Genomic DNA, 12,034 nt, shown 5'->3' with positions numbered 1-12,034 from the left:
ACAGCGCCGGATGCACGGGACTCGGACGGAATCCGTATGACATGGCGGGGCCCGGGCCCCATGCCACACTGAGGGCATGGACGGCTTTCCACTCGCGCCGGACGAGATCCGGATCCTGACCGGCGACGACGCGCAGCGGGCGCTGGGCGCGGCGCTGGCCGCCGCCCTGCCGCCGGGCAGCGTGCTGTTTCTGGAGGGTGAACTGGGGGCCGGCAAGACCACCCTGACCCAGGGTCTGGTCGCGGCACTGGGCTTCACGGACACCGTCACCAGTCCGACCTACGCCCTGATGCACGTCTATCCCACTCCGGGCGGTCAGGTGCTGCACGTGGACGCCTACCGCGTGCGCGACGTCGCGGAACTGTACGAGATGGATCTGGATGAGCTGGTGGCAGGCAGCCGCGTGAGCGTGATCGAGTGGGGCGAGGGCCTGTACGCCGACTGGCCGGACGCGCCGGTGCTGCGGCTGGAACACGTGGACACGGCAGGTGACGTGCGGCGGGTCACGCGGCGGCGGTAGGGCGAACCTGGGACAATGGCGGCATGTGGACTCTGGTTCTGAACTGCGGTTCCAGCAGCGTGAAGGTGGCGCTGCTGGAACCGGATACCGGCGCGGTGGCCGTGACGGGGCTGGCAGAGCGGCTGGGCACAGCCGGCGCGGCGCTGCGGCTGGACGTGTCCGGCGAGCGGCGCGTGGTGGATCTGGGGGGCGGCAGCTACCCGGCGGCCTTCGCGGCGCTGCTGGCCGGACTGGACGAGCTGGGCCTGCGGGCACAGGTGCAGGCCATCGGGCACCGCGTCGTGCATGGCGGCGAGGCCTTCAGTGTTCCCGCCACGATCACGCCGGAGGTGCTGGACGCCATCCGGGCGTGCTCGGCGCTGGCCCCGCTGCACAATCCGGCCAACGTGGCGGGCATCGAGGCCGCGCAGCAGGCCTTTCCGGCGCTGCCGCAGGTGGCGGTGTTCGACACGGCCTTTCACCAGACCATGCCCGAGGTCGCGTACCGCTACGCCGTGCCGGAGGCGTGGTACCGGCAGCATGGCGTGCGCCGCTACGGCTTTCACGGCACCTCCCACGCCTGGGTGGCACAGGAGGCCGCCCGGATGCTCGGCCGTCCACTGACCGAGCTGAACCTGGTCACGGCACACCTGGGCAACGGATGCAGCGTGTGCGCGGTGCAGGGGGGCCGCTCGGTGGACACCAGCATGGGCCTGACCCCGCTGGAGGGCCTGGTCATGGGCACCCGCAGCGGCGACGTCGATCCGGGCCTGCACGACTTCATCGCCCGGCAGGCGGGGCTGAGCCTGGATCAGGTCACGGCCGCCCTGAACCGCGAGAGTGGCCTGCTGGGCCTGTCGGGGCTGGCGAGCGACGTGCGCGAGCTGGAGGCCGCCGCCGGACGCGGGCACGCGGGGGCGCGGCTGGCCCTGGACGTGTTCGTGTACCGGCTCGCCCAGGCCGTGGCGGGCATGGCGGTCGCGCTGGGACAGGTGGACGCGCTGGTGTTCACGGGCGGCATCGGGGAGAATTCGGTGACGGTGCGGGCGGCGACTCTGGCCCGCCTGGGCGTGCTGGGGGCCGGCGTCGACGACGACGCGAACGCCCGTGCGGTGCGCGGGACGCCGGGCGTGATCAGCGCCCCGGGCCGCCTGACCACCCTGGTCGTGAACACCGACGAGGAACGGATGATCGCCCGCGAGACCGCCCGCGCCCTGGAGGCCGGCGCGTGATCTCCCCTGCCCCGACTTCCATCCTGATCCGCAAGGAGCCCACATGCAGACCCTATTGATCGCCCCGACCCAGAGCGGTGTCGGCCTGAGCAGCACCGCGCTGGGGCTCACACGGGCGCTCGAACGCCAGGGCCTGCGCGTGGCCTTCCTCAAGCCCATCGCGCAGACCTACGAGACCGTGCCGGACGACTCCGTGCACTTTGCCCGCACGGCCTTCCACCTCCAGCCCCCGGCCCCGATCGCCCTGACCCGCGCCGAGGACCTGCTCAGCCACGGCGGGCAGGAGGAGCTGATGGAGGAGGTCATCGCCCTGGCACAGCACGCGGCCGGGGACGGCGGGGCCACGCCGGTCGACGTGCTGGTCGTCGAGGGGCTCGCCCTGACCGAGCGCAATGCCTACGCGGGCCGCCTGAATGCCGATCTGGCCCGCAACCTGGGGGCCGACACGGTGCTGGTGTCGTCCCTGGCCGGCGTGAGCGCCGCCGAACTGGTCGACCAGCTGGAGATCGCCGCGAATCTGCACCGCCGCAGCGACGGCAGCGGGCTGGCCGGGTACGTCCTGAACTTCGCGCCGCCGGGTCTGGACTACGGAGCGCTGCTGGCCGAACTGCGGTCGCGCAGCCCCGTGATCGCCCGCGGCGAACTGCCGCTGCTGGGCGTGGTGGCGCTGTCGCCGGAACTCCAGGCCCCGCGCACGCTGGACGTGGCCCGCGCCCTGGGGGCCGAGGTGCTCAACGAGGGCGAGGCGACCACGCGCCGCGTGACCAGCACGGTCGTCACGGCCCGCAGCGTCCCCAAGATGGCGCACCTGCTCGTGCCGGGAGCCCTGGTGGTCACGCCCGGCGACCGCGAGGACGTGGTCATGGCCGCCGCGCTGTCGCACCTCAGCGGGGTGCCGCTGGCGGGCCTGATGTTCACGTCGGGCAGCGTCCCCGAGGACGGGATCGCCCTGCTGTGCGCCGCCGCGCTGGGCGGCCCCGGCGTGCCCAGTTCCCTGCCGGTCATGCGCGTGAATACCAATTCCTTCCACACCGCGTCGGCCCTGTCGCGCCTGAGCCCCCGCGTGCCGCACGACGATCCCGAGCGCATGGACCGGATGCTGGACTTCATCGCGGATCGGCTGGACACGCTGCCGCTCACGCCGCGCCTGCGTGCCCGCCCGGACGCCGAGCGCCGCCTGCCCCCCAGCGCCTTCCGCCACGAGCTGATCGTCAAGGCCCGCGCCGCCGGCAAGCGCATCGTGCTGCCCGAGGGCGACGAGCCGCGCACCGTCCAGGCCGCCATCCGCTGCACCGAGAAGGGCATCGCCCGCTGCGTGCTGCTGGCCCGCCCCGAGCGCGTGGCCCAGGTCGCGCAGGGGCTGGGGCTGGTTATCCCGGACGGCCTGGAGATGATCGACCCGGACACGGTGCGCGAACGCTACGTCGAGCCGATGGTCGAGCTGCGCAAGGCCAAGGGCCTGACCGCGCCCCAGGCGCTGGCACAGCTGGAGGACACCGTCGTGCTGGGCACCATGATGCTCGCGCTGGGCGAGGTCGACGGGCTGGTGTCGGGGGCCATCCACACCACCGCGAACACCGTGCGGCCCGCGCTGCAGCTCATCAAGACCGCTCCCGGTGCGGCGCTGGTCAGCAGCGTGTTCTTCATGCTCATGCCCGAGCAGGTGCTGGTCTACGGCGACGCCGCCATCAACCCCAACCCCGACGCCGAGGCGCTGGCCGACATCGCCATCCAGTCGGCCGACAGCGCCCGCGCCTTCGGCATTCCGGTGCGGGTCGCCATGCTCAGCTACTCCACCGGCGAGTCCGGCAGCGGCGAGGACGTCGAGAAGGTCCGGGCCGCGACCGCCCTGGTGCGCCAGCGCCGCCCGGACATCACCGTGGACGGCCCCTTGCAGTACGACGCCGCCGCCGTGCTCTCGGTCGGCCAGTCCAAGGCCCCGGACAGCCCCGTCGCGGGCCGGGCCACCGTGTTCATCTTCCCTGACCTGAACACCGGCAACACCACCTACAAGGCCGTGCAGCGGGCGGCGGGCGTAGTCGCCGTCGGGCCGATGCTCCAGGGCCTGCGCAAGCCCGTGAACGACCTGTCACGCGGCGCCCTGGTCGACGACATCGTGTACACGATCGCCCTGACGGCGATTCAGGCCACGCAGACCCCGGCAGAGATCGGGGGCACGGGTCAGGCGGGCTGAGCGTCCGCGCCAGACAGGGCTTCAGGACACGCCCGCCCGGCTACCGCCGCCGCGCCAGCACCAGCAGGGCCACCCCAGCCACCACGGCGATCGCGTCGGCCGCGTAGGCGGCGGGCACGGCGGCCAGCGCCCCCTTCTCGCCCATGACGCGGAACACGCTGTAGGTCGAGTAGTACGCGAAGCTCAGCAGCAGCGCCCACACCAGCCCCAGATTGCGGCCCGTGCGGAAGCTGAACACGGCCAGGGCCGCCGCGAAGAAGGCCAGCGCCAGGGCGGCCAGCGGCTGCGCGAATTTCAGGTGCAGCGCCGTGAACTCGGCCGGGGCCTGCACGCCCTGCTGCCGGTACGCCTGCGTGCGGGCGAGCAGTTCGGGCAGCGGCGTGTCGATGGCCCGCACTGCGCCGCCGCTGGTGTCCAGATCGGCCTGTACGTCCTGCACCGGCAGCGTGCCGCGCGTGAAGCTCAGGATGGTCAGCGGGCGGCCGTCCTGATACGTGATGCGCTGCCCGGCCTCCAGCGTCAGGACGTTGCCTCCCTCCAGCCGGCCGCGCTGCGCGGTGATGACCTCGCGGGGGGGCAGGCCGGGCTGCATGGCGACGATCCGCAGGTCGCGCAGTTCCCCGCCCGGCAGGATGCGCCCGACCGAGATCGCGCGGTTCAGCGCGTCGCGCAGCACGATGTTCTGCCCGCCGGCCGCGCCGTCCAGGCCGACCACGCGCGGGTTGTCGAACACGATCTGCTGCTTGACCTTGCGGTCTTCCACGCGGGCACGGGGCACGACGCCCTCGCCCAGCGCGAAGGCGAGGACGGTCACGGCGAGACCCAGGCCCAGCACCGGCCGGAACAGGCGGGTGGCCGGAATGCCGCTCGCCAGCGCTCCCTTGATCTCGGAGTCGGCCGACAGCCGCGACAGTCCCAGCAGCGTGGCGAACATCAGCGCGATGGGCAGCGCGGTCGCGGCGGCCTCGGGGATGTTCAGCGCGACGGCGCGGGCGACCAGCACCGGGCTGGCCCCCTTGGCAAGCAGCGGCGCGATCACGTCCGAGAGCAGCGCGATCACCAGCAGCAGGATCACGGCCGCCAGCGCCCCGAACAGCAGCGGCAGGATCTCGTCGAGGACATAGCCCTCGAAGCGTTTGATCCTCACGCCGTCCCCCTCACCGCAGCCGCCACGCGAGCACGCCCGCCAGCCCGAGGAACACCATGTTCGGCAGCCACGCGGCCAGCGTGGGATCCATGGCCCCGGCCCGCGCCAGCCCCGGCGCGGTCGTCCACAGCACATAGAACAGCGCGATGAACACGACCACGCTGGCAAAGGCCGCCGCCCGGCTGCGGATCAGCAGGCCCAGCACCCCCGCCGCCAGCGCGAACACGATGGCGGTCAGGGGATCGGCGTAGCGCGTGGCGAGCTGGAAGGTGTACTCGCGGCGCTGCGTGGCGTCCAGACGGTCACTGCCCAGGGCACGGCGCAGCTCGGACGTGACCAGTTCCCGCGAGTCGCGCACGGGCGGGGCCAGGGTGTCGCCCTGGGGAATCACCAGCGGCCGGAGCTGCTGCACCGGGTTCTGGCCGGGCCGGACGATCCACGCATTCTGGAGGGTCCACGTGCGCTTGCCGGTGTCCCACGTGCCGCTGCTGGCCGTGATCGTCTCGTCGCCGCGCTGCACCATCACGCCCTGGAGCTGCGCGACCCGGCCGCCGGCGTCGTTGGTCACGCGGCCCGCGTAGTACAGCGCCCCGGCGGGCGCGTAGGTGTACGTGTCCTGGCTGGGAGCGGGCGGCCCCTGACCATAAATGTCGTACCACGCCCGGTTCTGCCAGATGTCCAGGCCAGCGGGCACCAGCCGGTCGGCGTTGAAGAAGGCCAGGGCACCCACCACCGCGAAGGGCAGCGCCAGCGGCCACACCAGATTCAGCGGCCGAATGCCGCCCGCGCTGATGGCCTTGAGTTCGCTGTCCTGCTGCATCCGCGAGAACGCCAGCAGGATGGCGAAGGCCACCGCCAGCACCAGCGCCTTGTTCAGGAAGCTGGGCAGGATGCTCAGGAACGCGAAGGCGGCCTTTTCCAGCGGCGCACGGTACGAGATCAGGTTGGCGACGGTGCTGCTCAGCGCGTCGGCCATCTGGAGGATCATGAACAGCGCGATGCCCGCCGCATACCAGCGGAGAACCTCCTTCAGGACGGAGCGGGTGAGCAGCGGCACGCGCCGGATTCTAGCGGGCCGGCATGAGGACGGGGCAGAGGAATCGACCCCTGCCCCCGGAAGGTGAATGCCGGTCAGCCGGCCTGATTCGGCAGCGGCATCGCGGGCAGCGGGGTCTCCCAGCCCAGCCGCTCGCGCCGGGCGACGAACTGGTGGAGCTTCAGGATGGCGTCGTTGCCCTGCGCTCCCTTCTCCTGGATGGCGCGGGCGGTGGCCATGTCCAGGTACGCCAGGCGCAGCAGTTCGGTGCTGCTCAGGCCGTCACGGGTCGCCTTCACGCCCCGCTCGCGGCGGATGGTCGCGCTGTCGGTGCCCAGCACGCTGCGGTTGCTGATCGAGCCGAGCTGGCCGTACACGTTGCCCCCGCCGCCATGGCGGGCGACGGTGCTCATCAGTTCGCGGCGGGCGTGGGTGCTCTCCAGGCGGGCGGTCAGCCAGCGCCGGGCCTCGGGGTCGGGGTTGCGCTCGGCGATCTGGGCCGACAGCCGAACGTCGCCCTGCATGGCGCGGATCAGCAGTTCCTGCGCCCGCTTCCGCCAGCGCCGGGCCTGCGGGGTCTCCAGCGTGAAGGCCAGCCGCACGAAGTCCGGGACACCCACGGTGGGTTCCAGTCCCGCGCCGAAGTCGCGGGGTTCGTCGTTCAGGTCGTGTTCCTGCGCCAGCACCGTCCACTCGCGGTCGGCGACGCCGAGCTGGGTCAGGGCAGTGGGGGCATGGAGCCGTCCGTCGGCACTGATGGGCAGCCGGACGGTGCCGAAATCGAGGGTCAGCGGAGCGTTCTTCATGCGAATATCTTAGCATAGATTACGCCAATAGCATAATCATAAGCTGACTCCAGCTTCATTATCGGGTGAGCGGGAACGACGTCCAGGACAGTCATTCCGTCAGCCCGAGCAGGCACTCCCACCGCATCCTCATCTGCTTCCCCCTTCTCGACCACGTGTCCCCGCGCGGGTAGCGCCCGGTGGGGCGGCTGGCCTCCGCGCGCACTACACTGACCCCAAACACATCCACAACCCAGACCCCGCCCTGCTCCCTGCCCCGGAGGCTTCGCCATGACCGATCCCGCCGCCCCGCACGCGCCCCAGCCTGACCGCGTCCCCGCGCCCGCGAGCGTCACCGCCCGCCTCCACAGCGACATCGACGCCGACCTCACGCGCGCGGCGGCCGACCCCGACGGCTTCTGGCTGGAACAGGCCCAGGGCTATGAGTGGACGCGCGTGCCCACGCAGGGCCTCGGCGGCCCGCAGGCGGACGGCACGGGCCCGGAGTTCACGTGGTTCGCGGACGGCGAGACGAACATCACCGTGAACGCCCTCGACCGGCACGCGCGCGGCGAGGCCCGCACCCGCGCGGCCCTGATCTGGCTGCCCGAGACCGGGGAGCCCACCGTGTACACCTACGGCATGCTGCTGACCGCCGTGGAGCGCGCCGCGGCGGGCCTGCGGCACCTGGGCGTGGGGCCGGGCGACCGGGTCGTCATCTACATGCCCCTCACGCCCGAGGGGGCCATCGCCATGCTCGCGTGCGCGCGGATCGGGGCGGTGCACTCGGTGGTGTACGCCGGGCTGGGCGTGTCCGCGCTGCGCGACCGCATCGCCGACGCGGGGGCACGGGTCGTCATCACCGCCGACGTCGGATACCGGCGCGGGAAGCTTGTCGACCTGTACGCCATCGTCGCGGAGGCCATCGCGGAACTGGGCGGCGTCGAGCACCTCGTGCTGTGGGAACGCATCAAGGAGCACCAGCGCGAGCACGACGCCCGCACGGTGGCGTGGGAAACGCTGTTCACGCACGGCCGCGCGCCCGCCGTGCCCGTCAGCGCCGAGGCCCCGCTGTACCTGCTGTACACGTCCGGCAGCACCGGCAAACCCAAGGGCGTGCTGCACACGCACGGCGGGTACATGGTCGGCACGTCGTACCACCTGCGCACCCTCTTCGACGTGCAGCCCGGCGACGTGTTCTTCTGCACCTCCGACATCGGCTGGATCGTCGGCCACTCGTACATCGTGTACGGCCCGCTCGTGGCCGGCACGACCGCCCTGTTCCGCGAGGGCGCGCCCGACTTCCCGGACCCCGGCGTGCTGTGGCGCGCGGTCGAGGACTACGGCGTGAACGTGCTGTTCACCGCGCCCACCGCCCTGCGCCTGTTCATGAAACTCGGCGCGGACGTCGTGAACTCCCACGACCTGAGTTCCCTGCGCGTGATCGCGTGCGCCGGCGAGGCCCTGAACCCCGAGGCGTGGCGCTGGGCGCAGGAACACCTGGGCGGCGGCACCGGCGAGGACGCGCACGCCATGGTCATCGACAACTGGTGGCAGACCGAACTCGGCGCGCCCACCCTGGGCACGCACCCGCGCTGGCCCGCCCGCCCCGGCTACGTGGGCCGCCCCCTGGCCGGCGTGGACGCCGACGTGGTCGACGAGGCCGGCAACACGCTGCCGGACGGCCAGCAGGGCTTCCTGGTCATCCGCCGCCCCCTGCCCGCCATGATGCGCGGCATCCACGGCAACCCCGAGAAGTATGCGCAGGTGTGGAACGAGAACCCCGCCGGGTACCTCTCCGGCGACCTCGCCATGCGCGACGAACACGGGTACATCTCCATTCTCGGCCGCGCCGACGACGTCCTGTCCGTCGCCGGGCACCGCATCGGCTCCGCCGACGTCGAGGACGCCCTGGTGTCGCACCCCGCCGTCGCGGAGGCCGCCGTGATCGGCATTCCCGACGACCTCAAGGGCGAGAGCATCATCGCGCACGTCATCCTGCGCCGTGGCTTCGAGGATCAGGTCGGGCGGGGCCTGCGCGCCAGCATCAGCGAGCACGTGCGGCGGGAACTGGGACCGATCGCCACGCCCGGCGAGATCCGGGTCGTGACCGCCCTGCCCAAGACCCGCAGCGGCAAGATCATGCGCCGCGTGCTGCGTGCCCAGGCCCTGGGCCAGGATCCCGGCGACCTGACGACGCTGGAGGGGTAACTCGATGATTCCACGCACCCTGGGACAGCAGACCGAACGGGAGGCCCGCCGCCAGCGGGCCTGGGAACCGCACGTCGAGCCCATCAACACCTGGGCCGAGGGCCTGCGGACGGACGGGCGGGAGGTGCCCCACTTCGACCCCGCCGACGGTGGCGTGAACGCCCGCGTGCTGTTCCTGCTCGAATCGCCGGGCCCGCGGGTCAGCGATACCGGCTTCATTTCGATGGACAACCCGGACGGCACCGCTGCGAACATGCACACTCTGATCACCGAGTCCGGGCTGAGCCGCGAAGACCTCGCCCTGTGGAACGTGGTGCCGTGGCAGCTGAGCGCTGCCGGGGTCGTGACTCCGGATCGGGCCAGTCATCAGGAAGCCCTGCCAGCCACACGACGCCTGTTAACCCTGCTGCCACACCTGAAAGCCGTCGTCCTTGTCGGCCAACATGCCCAGCGAGCCTGGCAAGGTATTGGAAGCGACCTCACCACGTTCGCCATGCCTCATCCCAGCCCCCAGAATTTCAACACCCGGCCATATGCACGGGATGACGCCTTGGCAGCGCTGAGAACTGTGCAGCGATACCTCAGCATGCAACCCTGAAATCGCTAAGCGAACGATGCTCCAGCACTGGGACAGTTCAGATTCACTTGATCTGGAAGCTGGCGGCGGCACGTCGCTCATCACCCTTCTAGACAAGACTGTCCCTGGCCCATTTAACGGATCGCACGTCTCCCGCTCCTACAGCGACGCCCTCAGGATGCCCTCCAGAGCAGCGCGATCCGGCGTGCGGGGGGCCACGGCCAGCAGACGCTGCTGTTTCAGGGCACCGTCCACCAGGGCGGGCAGATCCGTTGCCGAATAGCCCAGGTCGCGCAGGCGGGTGGGGGCACCCACGTCCTGCATTAGGTGCGTCAGGGCCCGCGGCAGGGCGTCGCGGTCATCTGGTTCCTGCGGCTGGCCGGTCAGGAGTTCGGCGGCCCGCACGTGCTTGGCTGGATCGGCGTCGAAGGTGTAGCGGAACGCGGCGGGCGCGGTCACGATCACGCTGAACCCGTGCGGGATGAATGCCTTGGTGCCGGGGTAGCCGTCCGGGTGCGCGTGGTGGCGCAGCCCTGCGATGGGATACGCGCAGGCATGCGGGATGTGCACGCCCGCCGAGCCGAAGCCCACGCCGGCCATGGTGGCGGCCAGCATCATCGCGCCGCGCGCCTCCAGATCCCCGCCCTGCACGGCGCGGCGCAGATACCGCCCGCCGCTGCGCAGCGCCTCGGCCGACCACACGTCGGCGACCGGGTTGCTGCCCTGGTAGGGGGGCCGGAAGGCCGGCGACTCCGGGCGCGGGCGGGTGGTGTAGGGCCGGCTCAGGAAGCTCTCGGCGGCGTGGCACACCACGTCCAGCCCGGCCGCTGCGGTCACGGCGGCCGGAGCAGTGCGCGTCAGCTCCGGATCGACGATGGCCTGAGCGGGCCGCAGCGTGCGGTGGCTGATCCCGGACTTGATCCCCAGTTCCGGCAGATCCACGATCGCCACCGTCGTCGCCTCCGAGCCGCTGCCAGAGGTCGTGGGAATGGCGAGCAGGGGCCGCAGCGGGCCGGGCGGCAGGCGCCCCCCACCCACGGGCGGGTTCACCCAGTCCATGATCTCGCCCCCGTGCGTGGTGAGCAGGTTGGCGACCTTGGCGGTGTCGATGGCGCTGCCCCCCCCGATGGCGACGAAGCCGTCCGGGTCGGCGGCGCGGGCCGCCTGCACGGCGCGGTTCAGGGCCGAGAGATCCGGCTCGGTGTCCACGTCGTCGTACAGCACCGTGTCCACCCCGGCCGCCCGCAGGCTGTCCAGCACGCCCTGCGCGATCCCGGCGGCCTGCACATAGGGGTCGATCACGACAAAGGCGCGGCGCACGCCCAGCCGCGTCAGCTCCCACCCGGCGTCCGTGCCCGCGCCGGGGCCGAATTTCACGGGCGTGGCCTCGATGGTGAAGATGCTCTCTCGGGGCGTGCTGTCTGCGGTGTCCATGCTGACCTCCGGCGACCGGCAGCAGGCGGCCCGGCGCGTCTTCCGATGTGGGTACAGGCAGGCTAACACCCGCTCCGGCCGGGCGTCCGGCTGGTGCAGACCAGCGGGGGCAGTCCAGAACCCGTGCTGGCCACTCCTCCCGACCCTCCAGACCGGCACGCACGTCAGCGGACGTGCCGTAGAATCCGGCCATGCGCAGCGCTTACCTGACCGCCGCCCGCGCCCTGCAACTGGGGCGCGAGTGGGCCGTCGAGGGCGACCAGCGCCGTGCCCTGGACGCCTACGAGGAAGCGCTGTCCCTGCTGCGCGTCCTGCCGCCCGAGCGCACGCGGGACGTGTTGCTGGCACACACCCATCTGGCGTTCTACCAGACCCTGGAACTCGTCGGGTCGCGCGGCGGCCAGCACCACCTGCACCTGGGGGTCAGCTACGCCCGCGCCACCCGCGATCCCCTGGCCCGCGCGATTGCCGAGGAGTGCCTGAGCGGGCTCGATGTCGTGATGTAGGGCACAGGGAGCGCGCCGCGCCCCCGGGTGGGACGCGGCGCGGGCATGAAACGCTGTTCTGGAGTTACTGGCCCTGGCCGGGCAGTTGCAGCTGGGCGGTGGTCTTCCCGGCCTTCTTGTCGTAGGCGCACTGCAGGGGCAGCTGGCCCAGGGGCGTGGTCGTCTTGCCGATCACGCTGATGGTCACGGGCACGCCAGTGAGTGTCCAGCCGCCGCCGTCCAGGGGCTGTGTCCCGCTCACGACCGCCGCCGACGGCGCTTCCAGGCTGCTGCCGATGCGCTCGCCGGTCGCCAGGGGGCGACTCTGCGTGACCAGCGTCTTCAGGGGAATGGCCTGCCCCCCTGCACTCACGGTCAGGGTCTCGGCGTCGGCCGCCGCCTCCTTGCACTCCTCGATGAAGTGGTACTTGCTG

At 71.8% G+C, this 12,034-nt stretch carries 11 protein-coding genes (1 of these 11 only partly in view); 6 read left to right on the top strand and 5 right to left on the bottom strand.

The genetic code is table 11. The features are described from left to right. Positions 1-76 precede the first annotated feature (76 nt). From tsaE to pta, 3 genes are read left to right on the top strand one after another with little or no spacing between them, the layout of a single operon-like run. Positions 77-520 (top strand): tRNA (adenosine(37)-N6)-threonylcarbamoyltransferase complex ATPase subunit type 1 TsaE, encoded by a 444-nt coding sequence (tsaE, locus tag U2P90_RS02395; RefSeq protein WP_322473640.1) that lies wholly within the window; start codon positions 77-79, stop codon positions 518-520. Positions 521-543: 23 nt separating this feature from the next. Continuing rightward, entirely contained in the window at positions 544-1,731 is a 1,188-nt protein-coding gene (locus U2P90_RS02390) for an acetate kinase (RefSeq protein WP_322473639.1), read from the top strand. Between the two features lie 43 nt (positions 1,732-1,774). Beyond that, positions 1,775-3,925, top strand: a complete 2,151-nt coding sequence (gene pta, locus U2P90_RS02385) for a phosphate acetyltransferase (protein ID WP_322473638.1) — start codon at positions 1,775-1,777, stop codon at positions 3,923-3,925. A 40-nt stretch (positions 3,926-3,965) separates the two neighbouring features. On the opposite strand, the gene U2P90_RS02380 is transcribed toward pta, so the two are convergent. The 3 genes from U2P90_RS02380 to ddrC form a co-directional block, all read right to left on the bottom strand. Then, positions 3,966-5,066, bottom strand: coding sequence for an LptF/LptG family permease (locus U2P90_RS02380; protein WP_295817981.1), 1,101 nt, complete (start codon positions 5,064-5,066; stop codon positions 3,966-3,968). A 16-nt stretch (positions 5,067-5,082) separates the two neighbouring features. After that, on the bottom strand, positions 5,083-6,138 hold the full coding sequence (locus U2P90_RS02375; RefSeq protein WP_380101334.1) for an LptF/LptG family permease: 1,056 nt from the start codon (positions 6,136-6,138) through the stop codon (positions 5,083-5,085). 65 nt (positions 6,139-6,203) lie between these two features. After that, positions 6,204-6,914 (bottom strand): DNA damage response protein DdrC, encoded by a 711-nt coding sequence (ddrC, locus tag U2P90_RS02370; protein WP_322473637.1) that lies wholly within the window; start codon positions 6,912-6,914, stop codon positions 6,204-6,206. A gap of 270 nt (positions 6,915-7,184) precedes the next feature. On the opposite strand from ddrC, the gene U2P90_RS02365 reads away from it, so the two are divergent. Together U2P90_RS02365 and U2P90_RS02360 are read left to right on the top strand one after the other, a co-directional pair. Then, positions 7,185-9,104: an acetate--CoA ligase gene (locus U2P90_RS02365; RefSeq protein ID WP_322473636.1), complete on the top strand. Its 1,920-nt coding sequence runs from the start codon at positions 7,185-7,187 to the stop codon at positions 9,102-9,104. A 4-nt stretch (positions 9,105-9,108) separates the two neighbouring features. Then, positions 9,109-9,702 carry a uracil-DNA glycosylase gene (locus U2P90_RS02360; RefSeq protein WP_322473635.1) on the top strand — a complete coding sequence of 198 codons (594 nt, stop codon included), beginning with the start codon at positions 9,109-9,111 and terminating at the stop codon, positions 9,700-9,702. Between the two features lie 138 nt (positions 9,703-9,840). On the opposite strand, the gene U2P90_RS02355 is transcribed toward U2P90_RS02360, so the two are convergent. Further along, positions 9,841-11,115 carry a hydroxyacid-oxoacid transhydrogenase gene (locus U2P90_RS02355; RefSeq protein WP_322473634.1) on the bottom strand — a complete coding sequence of 425 codons (1,275 nt, stop codon included), beginning with the start codon at positions 11,113-11,115 and terminating at the stop codon, positions 9,841-9,843. A gap of 191 nt (positions 11,116-11,306) precedes the next feature. Between U2P90_RS02355 and U2P90_RS02350 the strand changes: the two genes are divergently transcribed. Further along, positions 11,307-11,621, top strand: coding sequence for a hypothetical protein (locus U2P90_RS02350; RefSeq protein ID WP_295817968.1), 315 nt, complete (start codon positions 11,307-11,309; stop codon positions 11,619-11,621). Between the two features lie 64 nt (positions 11,622-11,685). Here U2P90_RS02350 and U2P90_RS02345 read toward each other — a convergent pair whose 3' ends face one another. After that, positions 11,686-12,034, bottom strand: partial view of a hypothetical protein gene (locus U2P90_RS02345; RefSeq protein ID WP_322473633.1) — the 3' portion only. The gene runs 152 nt beyond the window's last position; 349 of the gene's 501 nt are visible here — the last part of the coding sequence; its start codon lies off the right edge, out of view; its stop codon occupies positions 11,686-11,688.

The sequence above is a fragment of the Deinococcus sp. AB2017081 genome (assembly GCF_034440735.1).
Lineage (GTDB): Bacteria > Deinococcota > Deinococci > Deinococcales > Deinococcaceae > Deinococcus > Deinococcus rufus.
This window is presented reverse-complemented; position numbering and strand designations above follow the sequence as displayed.

What these genes read in the sequence shown, in the direction of transcription:
- U2P90_RS02355 (WP_322473634.1), bottom strand. Translation starts at nt 11,115, where the DNA reads ATGGACACCGCAGACAGCACGCCCCGAGAGAGCATCTTCACCATCGAG.
- pta (WP_322473638.1), top strand. Translation starts at nt 1,775, where the DNA reads ATGCAGACCCTATTGATCGCCCCGACCCAGAGCGGTGTCGGCCTGAGC.
- tsaE (WP_322473640.1), top strand. Translation starts at nt 77, where the DNA reads ATGGACGGCTTTCCACTCGCGCCGGACGAGATCCGGATCCTGACCGGC.
- U2P90_RS02365 (WP_322473636.1), top strand. Translation starts at nt 7,185, where the DNA reads ATGACCGATCCCGCCGCCCCGCACGCGCCCCAGCCTGACCGCGTCCCC.
- U2P90_RS02390 (WP_322473639.1), top strand. Translation starts at nt 544, where the DNA reads ATGTGGACTCTGGTTCTGAACTGCGGTTCCAGCAGCGTGAAGGTGGCG.
- U2P90_RS02350 (WP_295817968.1), top strand. Translation starts at nt 11,307, where the DNA reads ATGCGCAGCGCTTACCTGACCGCCGCCCGCGCCCTGCAACTGGGGCGC.
- U2P90_RS02360 (WP_322473635.1), top strand. Translation starts at nt 9,109, where the DNA reads ATGATTCCACGCACCCTGGGACAGCAGACCGAACGGGAGGCCCGCCGC.
- ddrC (WP_322473637.1), bottom strand. Translation starts at nt 6,914, where the DNA reads ATGAAGAACGCTCCGCTGACCCTCGATTTCGGCACCGTCCGGCTGCCC.